We start from the raw sequence: 15,685 nt of genomic DNA on the forward strand, positions 1-15,685 counted from the left end.
CACCTCACCCGAGGGAATCAGCCCCGCAGCGCGGGGGCAAGCGGACATCGACAGGGTTGGAGCCCATTCTGCAACAGGCTCTCGATCTGGACCTGATCCGCAAGATCTATGAGGCGCTGTATCAGCAGAAGGTCTCGGGTATTGAACGCCTGCGCGTGCTGCGCGGCCGGCGGATCACCGGTGTGGCCGCCGATGCCGCCGGGGTGGTGCTGGGCAGCCGCGACGTGCTGACCGGCGACAGCGAGACCACCGGCTATCAGGCGGTGATCCTGGCCACCGGCTATGACCGCGATGTGCCGGACCAGATGGTTGCCGGGCTGGCGCCGCATGTCGTGTCCTATACCCCCGATCGCTGGTACCGCGCGCAGACCGCGCCGGGCTTCGGCCCCCGCATCTTCCTTCAGGGGAGCTGCGAGGACAGTCATGGGCTCAGCGACACGCTGTTGTCGGTGGTGGTGGTGCGGGCGCATGAAATCGCCACCGCCCTGCTGGACGGGACGCTGTCCCGCGCGTTCGACTCCGATGCGCTCGACATCGTGCCGCAGGCCGTGGGGGCAGGGCGCCGGCCGTGACACTGCCCTGTCTTCAGCCCTTGCTGCCCTGGCTGACCGGCGATTATGTCGGCTATGCCGGGGTGTTCGCCGTTCATGGCACCGTTGAGCGTGGCCCGGTGGTGCCGCTGGCCGATCCGGCGGCACTTGGCGCTGCGGTGCTGGGATTTGCGGCGCCCTTGGGGCCCGCCCGCAAGGTGGCGGCCGTGTCGCAATGGACCAAATCCTATTTCGGTGCCCTGATCCTGCCGGCACTGGCGGCCAATCTGGTTCTGGACGTGGTGTTGCCGCTGGACCCGCGGGCTATGGCGATGGTGCTGGACGGCGATGGCCGGCCGGCGGGCTTCGACGTTGCCGGCGACGGGTTGCCGCTGGATGCCGTGGCTCGCGCCAGTGACTGCGGCTTCGTCCGCCATGCGGCACTGGTCGACGGGCATCTGACGCCAATGATCGCGGCCTTCAGTGCCGCGACCGGTGTGCCGGCGCGGATGCTGTGGAGCAATGCCGCCGATTATCTCGACCGGGCCGCGCGGATGCTGGTGCCGCTGGCCCGGTCGCTGCCCGGCCGGCAGGCGGCGGCCGAGGCCACGGCCGGGCTGCTGTCGCGCGCCGACCGGCCCGACGGCACCCCCAACCTGCTGCATGATCCGGTGCGGATGGTGGCGGATCTGCGAACCCGCAAGGTCTGCTGCCTGCGCTATGTGATGCCGGGCGAGGCCTTCTGCGGCAGTTGCCCGAAGCGGCGCCGGGCCGAGGCGGTGGAACGCGATCGTGTGGCACGCCTGACCGGTGCGGCCGGGGCATGACCATGAAGCCTCTGATTGTCGGGCTGGCACTGCTGCTGGCCGGGCCGGTTGTGGCCGCCGATGCGGATACCGCCGCCTATGACGTCGTCATCCGGGAAACGGCCTTCGGCATTCCCCATATTCAGGCCGATGACATGGCGAGCCTGGGCTTCGGGGCCGGTTATGCCTATGCCGCGAAGAATGTCTGCCTGCTGGCCGATGCGCTGGTCACCGTGCGTGGTGAACGCTCAATGGCCTTCGGGCCGGAGGCGATGGTCGATCTGGTCGGCGGCCCGACCCGCAATCTCGACAGCGACGTGTTCTTCCGCGCCTATCTGGATGACGACCGCATCGCCGCCGGCTATGCCGCCGGCGATGCCGATGCCGTGGCGCTGATCGATGGCTATGCCGCCGGGTACAACCATTATCTGGCCGAGCGCGGCGCCGGCGGGCTGCCGATGGCGTGTCGCGATGTCGATTGGGTGCGTCCGGCCAGCGGCGGTGATCTGCGCCGGTTGTTGACCGAACGCGCGATCCAGGCCAGCGGCGGCCGTTTCGCCACCGCCATCGCCACCGCCGCGCCGCCGGCCAGTGATGCCGCCACGCCGCCCGTGCCCGTCTCCGTGCCCGCCTCCGGCCTCGTCTGGCCCGATGATGCGGTCCGGCTGGGCAGCAACGCCTATGCCCTGGGCGGCGGGCTCACCGCCGATGGTGGCGGCTTGCTGCTCGGCAACCCGCATTTCCCCTGGCAGGGCAACAGCCGCTTCTTTCAGATGCATCTGACCCTGCCAGGGCGGCTGGACGTGATGGGGGCCGCACTGCCGCCCTTTCCGGTGCCGGTGATCGGTTTCAACCGCGATGTCGCCTGGAGCCATACGGTGTCGGGCAGCCAGCGTTTCGTGCTTCATGAACTGCCGCTGGTGCCGGGGGATCCGCTGTCCTATCTGGTCGATGGACGGCGCGAGCGGATGCAGCCGGTGACGGTGACCGTGCCGACGGCCGGCGCTGCCCCGGTGACCCGGACCGTCTATGACACCCGCTTCGGCATGGTGGTGACCATGCCCGGTCGCGGGCTGGCCTGGACCGGCCGGATTGCCTATGCGCTGGCCGATCCGGAACGCCACGACACCCGGCTGGTGGAACAATGGCTGCGGCTCGCCACGGCCGCCAGTGTCGGCGAGATCGATCGGGCGCTGGCGGATGTCAGGGGCACGCCCTGGATCAACACGCTTGCCGCCGACCGCCAAGGCGATGCGCTCTATGCCGACATGACCGGCGTGCCGGCGGTGTCCGACGATCTGGCCGTCCGCTGTGCCCCGTCGGCTGCCGGGGCGGCGATCGCGCGCGCGGCGCGGCTGGTGGTGCTGGCCGGCGACCGTGCCGCCTGTCAGGTGGTGGATCGCAATGGCGATCGGCCGGATCACGGGTTGATGCCGGCCGACCGCATGCCGCGCCGGATGACCCGCGGGCTTGTGTTCAACAGCAATGACAGCCATTGGCTGGCCGATCCGGCGGCACCGCTTGCCGGCTATGCCCGGATCATCGGGCCGGAGGCGGTGCCCCAACGGCTGCGCACCCGGATGGGCAAGCGGCGGCTGGACGAGATCGTCGCCGCGACCGGCGGCCGCGTCGCCCCGGCCGATCTGGAGGCGATGTTGTTCGACAACCGCAATCTCGCAGCCGAGCTGGTGGTGGATGCCATGCTGTCGGTCTGCCGGGTGGAGAGGGGCGGGCCGGGTGAGAGGGGAGAGGGCGATCTGGCATCCGCCTGCGCCGCCCTGGCCGGCTGGGACCGGAGCAGCAGCCCCGACAGCCGGGGTGCTGCGCTGTTCCGCGAGGCGTGGCGCCGGGCACGGGCGATCGACGGGCTGTGGGCGGTGGCCTTTGATCCGGCGCAACCGTTCACGACGCCGGCGGTGGTGGATCTGGCCAATCCCACGGTCGCCTCGGCCATGCGGCGGGCATTGGCCGAGGCGGCGGCGCAGTTGCGCGTGGCAGGTTTTCCGGCCGATATCGCCCTGGCTGCGGTTCAGCAGCGCCGGACTGGTGCCCGAACTGATGCGGCGGGCATTCCGGTGCCGGGTGGCGATGAGTTCGAGGGCGTGTTGAACGAGATGACCTTCGGCCCGCTTGGGGCCGGTGGCTATGATGCGACCCAGATCTATGGCAGCAGCTATATTCAACTGGTGCATTGGAACGTGGGCGGGCCGGTTGCGCGGGGGCTGCTCACCTATGGTCAGTCGGCCGACCCGGCATCGCCCTTTCATGATGACCAGACCCGGCTGTTCGCGGACGGCCAGTTGATGGCGCTGCCGTTCCGGCAAGCGGAGATCGCCGCCGACCCGGGTTTGCACGTGATCAGGCTGCGTGCCGGCCGGACTGACACCGGCCAACCCTGACACCAAAGGTTGATCAGACCCAAGGGTTTGCAGGGTTGTGGCAGAAATCGGGCATCGCCATGAAAAAACTGCGCCCCGGCCTGAAAAATCCCGCCCCCGGCCCGTCCTATCGGGGAATGCGACTGCCAGGCAGTCGCAAATCAGAACCGATGATAACAAAAGTACGGGAGCCGGTTGGTCGATGGCAGGTCATAGGAACATGGAGGCATCGGGGCCGGCATTGGCCCGGCGCGGACGCAATCTGGCGGTCGCGGGCAGAAGGACGGCCGGACAGCGCCGGGCCGATCTGGTCGCCGATGTCGCCCTGGCTGTGGGCATGGCCGGGTTGATGCTGGCCACCATGCCCGCCGCCCGTGCGGCGGACGCGGCGGGCATCCAGCTTGCCCAGGCTGGCCAGAGCTTCGACATCCCGGCCCAGCCCCTGGCCGGCGCCATCACCAGCTTTGGCCGTCAGTCGGGCCTGCAGGTGACAGTGGAAGCCGCGATCGCCAATGACCTGCAATCACCCGGCGTCAGCGGTTCCTATACCCCCGACGAGGCACTGAGCCGCCTGCTGGCCGGCACAGGCGTGTCCTATCGCTTCATCGATGCCAACACGGTGACGCTGGTGCGTGGCACCGCGGCTGACGGGGCGGTGGTTCTGGATCCCCTCTCAATCGATGCGACGCGTCGCGCCGAAAGCGCCTGGGGCCCCGTTGCCGGCTTCGTTGCCAAGCGAGCCTCGGCGGCGACCAAGACCGATACACCGCTGCTTGAGACGCCCCAGTCGATTTCGGTGGTGACCCGCGACCAGATGGATGCGCAGGCGGCACAGACCATGCCGCAGGCGCTGCGTTATACCGCCGGCATGCAGACTGACCGCAATGGCGCCGACGAACGGACCGATTTTCTTTATGCCCGTGGCTTTCAGGTCAGCCAATACCTCGACGGGCTGCGTCTGATCGGTGGCACCTGGGCCACGCCGCAGATCGACAGCTATGGTCTGGAACGCATTGAAATCGTTCGTGGTCCGTCTTCGGTTCTTTATGGGCAGGTGTCGCCGGGCGGGCTCGCCAATCTGGTCAGCAAGCGGCCGCAGCCGGATGCCTTCAACGAGGTTCAGCTTCAGTTCGGCGAATATGGCCGCCTTCAGACCGCCTTCGACATGACCGGGCCGCTGACGGAGGATGGTGATCTCAGCTATCGCCTGAGCGGTCTGGCGCGAAGTGCGGATACACCCATCGATCAGACCAAGGAAGAGCGTTATGCGATCAACCCGGCGATCACATGGCGCGCCGGCGACGACACGACGCTGACATTGCTTGGTAAGTACCAGAATGATCCCGCCCTGGGCGCCTATCAGCGCCTTCCGGCCTATGGCACGGTTCTGCATAACCCGTCGGGAGACATTCCGACCGACCTGTATATCGGTGATCCGACCTTCGACAAGGAAGAGCGAACCCAATACGGCATCGGTTATGAATTCGAACACCGGTTTGATGACACCTTCACGGTCCGCCAGAACGCCCGGTTCTTCCGGACAGACAGCGACTTTGGGTATCTGTACACCGGTCGGTTGATGGCGGCTGACAGCAGTGTGATCCGTCGCAGCGGCGTTCTGGCCGAAGAGGTCAATGATGCGATCACCATCGACAACCAGCTTCAGGCAAAATTCACGACCGGCGCCGTCGGACACACGGCCCTGTTCGGCCTCGACTATCAGAACAATCACAACGACAGTGATGTCGACTACCTCGCGGCCAATCCCATCGATTACAACAATCCCCAGTATGGAAGCCCCGGCATCGATTTCACGCCGTTCTTCGAACAAAACACGTCGCAGCGGCTTGAGCAGCTTGGTCTTTATGCGCAGGATCAGATTTCGATCGACCGGTGGCGCTTTACCTTGGGTGCGCGCCATGACTGGCTGAACAGCAACACGAACGATCGCTTGACCAACACAAGCACCAAGGTCACCGACCAGAAGTTCACCGGGCGCGTGGGTGCTCTCTATCTCTTCGACAATGGTCTGGCACCGTATGCCAGCTATTCGGAATCGTTCGAGCCGCTTGCCGGCACCAACGACATCGGAGAGCCGCTGAAGCCGACCACGGGTCAGCAATATGAGATTGGTATCAAGTACCAGCCGACCGGCTATAACAGCTTTGTATCGCTGGCGCTCTATGACCTGACTCAACAGAATGTCCTGAGCTATGGCTCTCGCACGATCATTGATGGGTCCGGTAACCCACAGGTGATTAGTTTTTCAACTCAAAACGGCGAAGTGAGCTCACGGGGTATCGATATCGAAGGAAAGATCAGTCTGAATGATAATATTAGCCTGACAGCGGCTTATAGTTACCTAGAGACGGAAGTGACGGAAGGGTCTACGGGCGATAATACAGCAGGGAAGACGCCGGTATACCTGCCGGAGAATTCTGGATCAATCTGGGCGGACTACAGATTTATTGATGGATATTTCAACGGGCTCGGGCTTGGTGCCGGTGTGCGGATCAGCGACGAAACCTATGGTGACGCGGCAAACAGCTTCACGGTGCCTGGTTATGCCGTGATGGATGCGGCCCTGCGCTACGACCTCGGCAATCTGGCGCCCGATCTGACGGGCGCCCGTCTGGCCGTGAACGCGACCAACCTGTTCGATAAGATCTATGTCGCCGACTGCCAGAATAACACCAACTGCTATTACGGCTCGCGGCGGAAAGTCTATGCCACGCTCAGCTATCAGTGGTAACGCGGCCAATATCCACAGCGGCGCGGGCGGCGATCGGGGAAACCCGGCGCCGTCCGCGGCTGTCGTTTCGGGTGAGGGCCGGGTGATGAGCTTCGAGGCCGAGGGGCTGGGCGTCACGGTCGGCGGGCGGGTCTTGCTTGCCGATGTCGATCTCGGCGTGGCCGGGGGCCGGGTGCTGGGGCTGATCGGGCATAACGGCTCGGGCAAGAGCACCTTGTTGCGGCTTCTGGCCCGGCAGATCACGCCGACGGCCGGCACGGTGCGGCTTGAGGGGCGGGCGCTTTCCGCCTGGGGCGACCGCGCCTTCGGTCGTAAGGTCGCCTATCTGCCGCAACAGCCGCCGACCGCGGCCGGCATGACGGTGCGCGAGCTGGTGCGGCTGGGGCGCTATCCCTGGCATGGGGCGCTCGGCCGGTTCGGATCGCGCGACCAGGACCGGGTGGACGAGGCCATGGCCCTGACCGACGTCACCGGCTTTGCCGACCGGATGGTCGACAGCCTGTCGGGTGGTGAACGGCAGCGGGTGTGGCTGGCGATGCTGGTTGCCCAGGACAGCGCCTATATGTTGCTGGATGAACCGATCTCGGCGCTGGATATCGCCCATCAGGTGGAAATCCTCGATCTCGTGCGTCGGCTGGCCCGGCTGCGCGGGCTGGGGGTGGTGATCATCCTGCACGACATCAACATGGCGGCGCGGTTCTGCGACGACATTCTGGCGCTGAAGGCCGGGCGGGTGCTGGTGCGCGGCACGCCCGAGACGCTGATGACCGAGGCCGAGCTGGCGCGGATCTTCGGCCTGCGCATGGGCATCCTGCCGCACCCGGCCGGCGGTGCGCCGCTCGGTTTCGTATATTGAGACGGGAGCCGGGATCATGACCCTCTCGCGGCGATCGCTGCTGGCCGGGCTCGGCTGTCTGTCATTTCTACCGCAGGTCGTTTCAGCGTCACGCGCGGGGCAGGGGGCTGGCGATGCGATCTCGCCACGGGTGGTGGCGCTCGACTGGTCATCGGCCGAGACGCTGATCATGCTGGGCCTGCCGCCGGTGGGCATCGTGCGGATTCCGGACTACAAAGCCTGGGTGGTGGAACCGGCCCTGCCCGCCGGTGTGGTCGATGTCGGGCTGCGGCTTGAACCCAATCTTGAGGTGATGCAGCAACTGGCCCCCGACCTGATCGTGATCGCCCCGGGGCTTGAGACGGTCCGCGCGCGCCTGGAGCAGGTGGCGCCGACGGTCAGCCTGACGATCTATGGCACGGGACAAGAGGCCTTCCCTGCCGCCGTCGCCGAGACCAGACGGCTGGGGACGCTGGTCGGGTGCAGCACCGAAGCCGAAGATTATCTCGCGCGTGCGGCCCGGCAGATCGACCGGGCGCGCGACCGATTGCGCGGCTATGACGGCCGACCGGTCCATGTGGTGAATTTTCTCGACGATCGTCATGTGCGGGTGTTCGGCACCACCAGCCTGTGGCAGCACGCGCTGGGCCGGCTGGGCCTGCGTAATGCCTGGACAGGCGACAGCGGACCATGGGGCTCGGTGACCGTGGGAATCGAGCGGTTGTTGAGCGATCCGGAGGCGCGATTGGTGCATGTGGCGCCGGCGCCCGAGGGGGTGGTGGCACGGCTGCGGACAAGCCCGCTCTGGCGCCATCTGCCGGCGATCGCGGATGGACGCATGGTTGGCCTGCCGGCTGTTTTTCCTTTTGGTGCCGTGCCTTGCACGGTGCGCTTCGCTGATTGTCTCAGCCTGGCCCTCGGCGGTGGCGCCGATAAGTCCAGCACGACGGAAGGGCGTGGCGCATGACCATGACCATGGACAGGGTGGCGCCTCGCGGCCGGCACCCGGTGTGGCTGGTGGCAGCCCTGGCCCTGCCCGCCCTGGCGCTGGCGCTGATGCGGCTGAACGGCCATGTACCGCCGGCTTTGTGGTCATCGGCCATTCTGTCGCCGGACACCGCCGACATCCGGCAATTGCTGGTGCATTACAGCGTGTTGCCGCGGATTGCGGTGGCGGTCTTGTGTGGCGCGGCGCTGGGGCTGGCGGGTGCCGTGTTCCAACAGGTCTTGCGCAACCCGATTGCCTCGCCGATGACCCTTGGGGTGGCGGCCGGCGCGCGCATGGCGCTGACCGTCGCCACATTGTGGGCGCCGGCGCTGATCGCGCCCGGCGGCTGGGGGCGCGAGGCGCTGGCGGTCGCGGGGGGCGGTGTCGCGGTGATGGCGGTGTTCGGCCTGGCCTGGCGGCGCGGCTTGTCGGATGTGTCGCTGATCCTGGCGGGCATGATCGTCAGCCTGTATTGCGGCGCGCTGGGTGCTGCGCTGAACCTGCTTTATGAGCCCTATCTGACCGCCCTGTTCATCTGGGGCGGCGGGTCGCTGGTTCAGCAGGACTGGACGGTGGTCGTGTGGTTGCTGCCCCGGCTGGTGATCGTGGGCGCGCTGGTCGCCGTGATGGTCCGGCCGCTCAGCCTGTTCGAATTGGATGATGAAGGTGCATCCGGTCTGGGCGTGTCACTACGCCGGATGCGGCTGGCGGCAATGGCGCTGGCCGTGGCGCTGACCGGCTTCGTGGTCGCCGCCGTGGGCGTGATCGGCTTTATCGGCCTTGCGGCACCCGCCCTGGCGCGGCTGGCCGGCGCCCGGCGGTTGCGCGACCGGTTGATCTGGGCGCCGCTGGTGGGCGCGGCGCTGCTGTGGCTGACCGATCAGATCGTGCTTCTGGCCGGCGAGATGCTGCCGACCGGTGCGGTCACGGCACTGCTGGGGGCGCCGCTGCTGCTGTGGATGCTGCCGCGGCTGAGCTTCGGCGGCCGACCTGGAGCCGAAATACCGCAGGAGATTGCGGCCCGCCAGGGCGCGGTCCGGCGGATCGCCATCATCGGCCTGGCCGCTCTGGCGGTGGTGGTGATCGTGGCGCTGGGCTTCGGCCGCACGGCGGATGGCTGGCAATGGCTCGGCCTCGACGGCGCCGGTGACATGTTGCGCTGGCGCTGGCCGCGCGTGCTGGCGGCGCTCACCGCCGGCGGTTTGATGGCGGCGGCGGGCTGCCTGATGCAGCGCTTCACCGGCAATCCGATGGCCAGCCCGGAAGTGCTCGGCATCGGCGGTGGTGCCGCCATCGGCACCATCATCGTCGGCTTTCTGCTGCCGGTGGTCGGCCGGCCGGAACAGATCGCCGCCGGGTCCGCCGGCGCGCTGGTGACGCTGATCTTCATCCTGTGGGTGGGGCGGCGATCGGGCTTCGGCCCCGAACGGGTGCTGCTGGCCGGTGTGGCGGTGGGGGCGCTGTTCGATGCGCTGGTCGTGGGCATGCTGGCGACGGGCGATCCGCGCGCGACCATGCTGCTCAACTGGATGGCCGGTTCCACCTATGTCGTGGGGCCACGGGATGCCGTGGTGACGCTGGTCACGGGGGCGGGGCTGCTGGCCCTGGTGCCGCTGGCTGCGCGCTGGCTGGACATCCTGCCGTTGGGCGGCCCGACCGCACGGGCGCTGGGTGTGCCGGTAGGGCTCAGCCGTCTGCTGGTGCTGGTGCTGGCGGCGGGCTTGGCGGCGATCGCCACGCTGGTGATCGGACCGCTCAGCTTCGTGGGGCTGATGGCCCCGCATATCGCCCGAATGGCCGGTGCCCGCCGGGCGCTGGCGCAGATCGTGGTCGCGATCATCCTGGGCGCCCTGATCATGGTCGCGGCCGACTGGCTGGGCCGGACCCTGCTATTTCCCCGCCAGATGCCGGCGGGCCTGCTCGCCGCATTGATCGGCGGGCCGTATTTCATGTGGCTCCTGCGCCGTCGCTGATCCTCAGCGCTGGCCGGGCGACCGGAAAGGAACCCGGATGCTTGCCGAAATCCTGCGAATCCTGCGGCCATTCTGGCCGATCGCGCTGTTCTCGACCCTGATGGGCACGGCGAGTGGCCTCGCCACGGCATCTCTGCTCGCCACGATCAACAATGCCCTGCACACCGAAGGCGGGGCCACGACGGCGCTGTTGCTGCTGTTCGGCGGTCTGGCGGTGCTGACCCTGGCGGGCGAGACCATCTCGGATATCGGCAACAGCCTGGTCGGGCAGAAGGTGGTGGCCGAGCTGCGGCGCGATCTGTGCGGGCGCATCCTGTCGGCGCCGGTGGCTGAACTTGAGCGCTATCGTCTGCACAGATTGACGGCGGTGCTGAATCAGGACGTCGACACGATCACCCAGTTCACCTTCAACTTCTCGGGCTTTGCGATCTCGATCGCGATCGCACTGGGCTGTTTCGCCTATCTGATCGTGCTGTCGCCGATGATGTTCCTGATCGCGCTGGTGGCGATCATCATCGGCACTGCCGGGCACACCTATGCCCGCAAGAAGGGCTTCGAGGGGTTCAGCGCGGCGCGCGAGGCCGAAGACGACCTTCAGAAACAGTATCGGGCGATCACCGAAGGTGCCAAGGAACTGCGCATCAACCGCCAGCGCCGGGTCGACATGTATGGTGTGCAGATCGACCGCACCATCGGCCGGATCCGCGATCTGCGGATGCGGGCGGTTCAGATCTTCTGCACCGCCAATGCCTTCGGTTCGGCGCTGTTCTTCGTGGTGATCGGGTTGATGCTGCTGATCCAGGCCCTGTCGCCGACGGCGGATGCGCGGGTGATCAGCGGTTTCGTGCTGGTGCTGCTGTATGTGAAGGGGCCGATCGAGGGGATCGTGGCGATGCTGCCGCTGCTGGGCCGCGCGCAGGTGTCGATCGGCCGGATCGCCGATCTGCGGGCGAGGTTCTCAGCGCCGGAGGCCCATCTGCCATTGGTCGACCGGCCGGTGGCGCTGGCACCGATGGAGCGGATCGATCTTGTCGGCCTGCGCTATGCCTTTCCGGCACCGGATGGCGGCACCGCCTTCGAACTGGGGCCGGTCGATCTGACCATCCGGCGCGGTGAAATCGTGTTCATCACCGGCGAAAATGGTGGTGGCAAGACGACGCTGATTAAACTGTTGCTTGGCCTTTATGAACCGGCTGCGGGAGAGCGGTTGTATAACGGCCAGCCGCTGGCGCCCGATGTGGTTGACGACTATCGACAGATGTTCTCGACGATTTTTGCCGATTACTTTCTGTTTGATGATCTGAGTGTACCGGAGGGCGTGCCCATGCAAGACGTCGAGCGCTACCTCAAAGAACTTGAAATTGCCCATAAAGTATCGGTGAAAGACGGAAAATTCACCACCACCGACCTGTCGACCGGCCAGCGCAAACGCCTCGCGTTGGTGCATGCCTGGCTGGAAGGCCGGCCGATCCTGGTGTTCGATGAATGGGCGGCCGATCAGGATCCCGAATTCCGCCGGGTGTTCTATACCGAGTTGCTGCCGGCATTGAAGGCGGAGGGCCGAACGATCATCGCGATCTCACACGATGACCGATACTTCCATGTCGCCGATCGCCATATCCGCATGCAGGCCGGACGGGTGCTGCCGGCGGCGGATGCGGCAGATCCCAAGACCGCCGAGATCCGGCACGACGGCGTGGCCATGCAGGCCGCTGCGGATTGACGGGCCGCAGATATTCAACGCTGATCTGATGTTGACAGAAGGCTTGATGGGCAAGGAAGCTGCCCATCAAGCCTTTGTTTTGTTTGGAAGATATCGGTGTCAGGCACCAATCTGCCGCAGCCTTGAATGCGAGCGACGGCAGGACTGCACGAGCAAGCGGCAACACTTCCACATCTGTTCGATCCATGGCGACTGAGCGAGAATTGACCATCAAACTGTGGGAGTCAGCAGACTGTCCGCCTGCCCTGGCCCGAAATTAACAGGCCCGATAATGGATGATTATCGATCTTTTATGCATAAAGATGGGTAAGCTCATAACAAGGTACTGAAATGACTGACATTCTTACCCTCGACATACCGAGCACGTCATCATTGCAAGCCATGAAGAGGGGTAGGCAGCTATGGCAGAGCTTGGCCGGCAGCAGATGTGAGCCGGCCAGGAGATCGCGACATCCATTGGTGGTGGTTCTTCATCAATCGGGTAGGTGGCGTGCCGTCAACAGCATATTTGTGCGCCGCTGACGCAGATCCCGATCAGACGGAACCACCTGATGCGCTTTTCGCGATCTGGCTGGCCCAAAAGGCGTTCCGAACCGTCATCAATCGGATGGAGGAACAGGCCGGGCTCGCGACACTGGCACTTGTCCGGCCCATTGTCTGGCATGCGTCTCGACGTGCTGACAAGATGCAATCCCCGCTAGGCGACGGACAGGGAACCTCTCCACGTGGTGGCTAACGATCCAGCACGCGGGGTCTGCCGCATAGAGTTCAGCGGCGAGTGGGTGGGGTTGTGCGCCGACAGGCCGCGAAGGGGCTATTCTGCCGCCTCTAAGGTCGATAATATGCGGCCGTTTGATGCAGCACAACCGCCCGCCCGGCCATACCGCGCGACGTGGTCGTGCCGGACCCTTGACGCATGAGAGGTTGCCGTGGTTTCTCCCCTGTCATTGGCTGGCCTCCCGCTCTTTGATGACGAGCGATCCGTTTGCCGAGCCAATCACCACCGAGTGCGTGGTACGGCCTATCAAAGAACGATAATATGTTGCCATCTGCGGCAGCGCGCCAGACGGGCACCGCAGCTTACGGGAGTACGCCGGTCATGATGATCCGTCACTATCATTCCGAGGATGCGGCAGCATTGTCGGATCTGTATCGCGCCTCAGTCATGGAACTTGGCCGCCGCCACTATTCGGCGGCGCAGGTTGCGGCCTGGTTATCGTTGACACCCGATCCGGTGCGGCTGGACAGGCTGGCGCAGGATGGACGCCTGCGGCTGGTGGCTGTGGATGAGGTTGAGCAGGACAGCGGGACCACATGCACACAGTATCTCGGTTTCGCAGACCTGGAGCGCGATGGCCATCTTCATTTTCTGTATGTCGCTCCGGCAGTGGCGGGGGCGGGCGTTGCCAGCACGCTCTGCACGCATCTGGAACGGCATGCCGCCGAAAACCACCTGCCCCGCCTGTTTGTCGAGGCCAGCGAGGCCGCATCGCGGCTGTTCGTGACGCGCGGGTTCACGATCATCAAACGCAACGACATCGACATCGCGGGCGTTATGATTCACAATTATGATATGGAAAAATGGCTATAGGATACGCCCATCAGCGATGATGGACGTATCCTGACCGTATGACACAAGCATGAAGAAGGATCAGGCCGCCGGCTTGCGTAATTTCGGATGATCGAGCCAATCCGCCGGCACATCCACAACCATGTCCAGGAGCATCTGCCCGAAACCCTTGCCCAGCGGGTCGTTCCGCAACGAGGCCATGCCGCCCCCCCCCAATGCGCGGGTGAGCAGGAAATTGACTGCGTTCACGCCCGGCACCTCGAACCGCGCCACCGTGCTGTCGGCCGCCAGCAGATGAGCGAAATAGGCCTGGACGCGTGCCGGGGTGAGATCGCGACGCAGCAGCGGCAGAAAGCCGGGGTCACGGGCGATGATGCCGATATTCGAACTGTCGCCCTTGTCACCGCTGCGCGCATAGGCGAGCGACACCAGTGGCACGCCGACCATCGCCGCAGCAGCATCGGCAGCGACCGGATCGGCGGCCGGCATGGGTTCGGGTGCCTGAAGGGCGGCACCGCCGCCAGCACTGCCGGCGGGAATCGCGACCGGCATGGTCTTGCCGCCCAGCGTCACCGTCACTTGCACATCGGCCTTCGGCATTAGAAACGAGAACAGCCGCACGATCGGTGACGGCTTCGGCCGCCCCCCTGCCCCGGTCGTGCCCGGCGACCAGGACGTACCGGCCGGCGCGATTTCCCGTGCGAACATCGCCAGAGCCTTGCGATCGTCATGGGTGACCGCCAGGCGCATCACCACCTCGCGGGCGCCAAACGCACGACCGTGCGGCCCGTACATCGATTCCGCACCGAGAATTTCGGTATGAGTGGCACGGTAGTCGGGCAGGTTGCTGTGGCGGAGCATCTGACGCGTGCGTTCAAGGATCGCATCGGCTGTCCGCTGCGCCTTTGCCGCCGCATCGATGCCGATGATGGTCAACTGCGCCACCGCGCGCCAGCCATCCATATAGGTGGCGGAGGCCTTGTAACTGTCGGTGGGTGCATGCCCACGCGTGCCCTGCACCAGCACCCGGTCGGGGCCCGCGGTTTCCATGGTCACGGCGGTGAAATCGCAGATCACATCCGGCAGCAGATAGGCGGCGGGGTCACCCACCTCGTACAACATCTGCTCGGCCACCACCGCCGGTACCACCAGACCGCCGGTTTCCGGCGCCTTGGTGACGACGAACGAGCCATCGGCGGCGCATTCGGTGATCGGATAGCCGATCCCGGCCCAATCCGGCACCAGATCCCAATCGGTATGCAGGCCGCCGGTCGCCTGACAGCCGCATTCCAGGATATGCCCGACCAGACTGCCGGCCGCCAGACGATCGTAGTCGTCCGCCGTCCAGCGGAATTCATGCATCAGCGCGCCAAGCGCAAGCGCGCTGTCGGCCGACCGGCCGGTGATGACGACATCGGCACCGGCATCGAGTGCGACCTTCACCGGCAGCGCGCCCAGATACGCATTGGCGCTCATCAATTTGTCGGGCATCGGTGCCCCGGTGAACATCTCGGTCATGCCGCCCGCGCGCAGAGCGTCGGTCCGCGGCAACAGATCGTCGCCTTCGACCACCGCAATCTTCAACGTGACACCGGCCTCGTCGGCAAGTTTCGCCAGAGCGGCGGCACAGGCCCGCGGATTGACCCCGCCGGCATTGCTCAACACCTTGATGCCCTTGGCGGCGACATCGCGGATCACCGCACGCATCGCAATGTCGACGAAATCGGTCGCATAGCCCTGATCAGGCGATTTCGACCGCATCGTGGCCAGAATCGACATGGTCAGTTCGGCCAGATAATCGAACACCAGATAGTCGATCTGCCCATGCCGAACCAGTTGCGGCGCGCCGACGGCGCTGTCACCCCAGAAGCCCGATGCTCCACCGATCCGCACGATCCTGTCGCTCATGGCCGCAATCTCTCCACATGATGTCCGGCCGGATGTCCGCGCGGGGTGGCGGATGCGGCCTTGTTTTTTGGGGATATCGTCTGGCGCCCGGGCAAAAGGGACCGGTGCCGCAGCGAAGATGCCGGCACCGGCGCGGTTCCGGATTGTACCGGCGCGCATTTTCTATATACCTATCATTAGGTATTACATAACTGCAAGCGGCCAGCACGCTTATTCTCCCAT

10 protein-coding genes are annotated in these 15,685 nt (G+C 65.6%); 9 read left to right on the plus strand and 1 reads right to left on the minus strand.

The genetic code is table 11. The annotated features are described in order from the left end of the window. The first annotated feature begins 56 nt into the window (after positions 1-56). The 9 genes from IEW15_RS15680 (at position 57) to IEW15_RS15720 (ending at position 13,576) form a co-directional block, all read left to right on the plus strand. Positions 57-572: a SidA/IucD/PvdA family monooxygenase gene (locus IEW15_RS15680; protein WP_229708157.1), complete on the plus strand. Its 516-nt coding sequence runs from the start codon at positions 57-59 to the stop codon at positions 570-572. Next, entirely contained in the window at positions 569-1,357 is a 789-nt protein-coding gene (fhuF, locus tag IEW15_RS15685; RefSeq protein ID WP_229708158.1) for a siderophore-iron reductase FhuF, read from the plus strand. The genes IEW15_RS15680 and fhuF overlap by 4 nt, the downstream gene beginning before the upstream one ends. Continuing rightward, positions 1,354-3,735: a penicillin acylase family protein gene (locus IEW15_RS15690; RefSeq protein WP_188579616.1), complete on the plus strand. Its 2,382-nt coding sequence runs from the start codon at positions 1,354-1,356 to the stop codon at positions 3,733-3,735. The genes fhuF and IEW15_RS15690 overlap by 4 nt, the downstream gene beginning before the upstream one ends. A 199-nt stretch (positions 3,736-3,934) precedes the next feature. Continuing rightward, positions 3,935-6,466 (plus strand): TonB-dependent siderophore receptor, encoded by a 2,532-nt coding sequence (locus IEW15_RS15695; RefSeq protein WP_188579618.1) that lies wholly within the window; start codon positions 3,935-3,937, stop codon positions 6,464-6,466. Between the two features lie 85 nt (positions 6,467-6,551). Further along, entirely contained in the window at positions 6,552-7,322 is a 771-nt protein-coding gene (locus tag IEW15_RS15700) for an ATP-binding cassette domain-containing protein (RefSeq protein ID WP_188579620.1), read from the plus strand. A gap of 16 nt (positions 7,323-7,338) precedes the next feature. Beyond that, positions 7,339-8,268: an ABC transporter substrate-binding protein gene (locus IEW15_RS15705; protein ID WP_188579622.1), complete on the plus strand. Its 930-nt coding sequence runs from the start codon at positions 7,339-7,341 to the stop codon at positions 8,266-8,268. Positions 8,269-8,270: 2 nt separating this feature from the next. Beyond that, positions 8,271-10,262, plus strand: coding sequence for a Fe(3+)-hydroxamate ABC transporter permease FhuB (fhuB, locus tag IEW15_RS15710; protein WP_372401790.1), 1,992 nt, complete (start codon positions 8,271-8,273; stop codon positions 10,260-10,262). 37 nt (positions 10,263-10,299) lie between these two features. Continuing rightward, a complete protein-coding gene (locus tag IEW15_RS15715) occupies positions 10,300-11,985 on the plus strand; it encodes a cyclic peptide export ABC transporter (RefSeq protein WP_188579626.1) in 1,686 nt (561 codons plus the stop codon). A gap of 1,099 nt (positions 11,986-13,084) precedes the next feature. Next, positions 13,085-13,576, plus strand: coding sequence for a GNAT family N-acetyltransferase (locus tag IEW15_RS15720; RefSeq protein WP_188579629.1), 492 nt, complete (start codon positions 13,085-13,087; stop codon positions 13,574-13,576). Between the two features lie 60 nt (positions 13,577-13,636). Here the strand turns inward: IEW15_RS15720 and IEW15_RS15725 are convergent, their stop codons facing one another. Then, positions 13,637-15,463: an acyclic terpene utilization AtuA family protein gene (locus IEW15_RS15725; protein WP_188579631.1), complete on the minus strand. Its 1,827-nt coding sequence runs from the start codon at positions 15,461-15,463 to the stop codon at positions 13,637-13,639. Positions 15,464-15,685 lie beyond the last annotated feature (222 nt).

Source organism: Tistrella bauzanensis, assembly GCF_014636235.1.
Classification (GTDB): Bacteria; Pseudomonadota; Alphaproteobacteria; order Tistrellales; family Tistrellaceae; genus Tistrella; species Tistrella bauzanensis.

Excerpts from the sequence above, each read along its gene's own strand:
- fhuB (WP_372401790.1), top strand. The coding sequence starts at position 8,271 with ATGACCATGGACAGGGTGGCGCCTCGCGGCCGGCACCCGGTGTGGCTG.
- IEW15_RS15690 (WP_188579616.1), top strand. The coding sequence starts at position 1,354 with ATGACCATGAAGCCTCTGATTGTCGGGCTGGCACTGCTGCTGGCCGGG.
- IEW15_RS15715 (WP_188579626.1), top strand. The coding sequence starts at position 10,300 with ATGCTTGCCGAAATCCTGCGAATCCTGCGGCCATTCTGGCCGATCGCG.
- IEW15_RS15725 (WP_188579631.1), bottom strand. The coding sequence starts at position 15,463 with ATGAGCGACAGGATCGTGCGGATCGGTGGAGCATCGGGCTTCTGGGGT.
- IEW15_RS15720 (WP_188579629.1), top strand. The coding sequence starts at position 13,085 with ATGATGATCCGTCACTATCATTCCGAGGATGCGGCAGCATTGTCGGAT.
- IEW15_RS15695 (WP_188579618.1), top strand. The coding sequence starts at position 3,935 with ATGGAGGCATCGGGGCCGGCATTGGCCCGGCGCGGACGCAATCTGGCG.
- IEW15_RS15700 (WP_188579620.1), top strand. The coding sequence starts at position 6,552 with ATGAGCTTCGAGGCCGAGGGGCTGGGCGTCACGGTCGGCGGGCGGGTC.
- IEW15_RS15705 (WP_188579622.1), top strand. The coding sequence starts at position 7,339 with ATGACCCTCTCGCGGCGATCGCTGCTGGCCGGGCTCGGCTGTCTGTCA.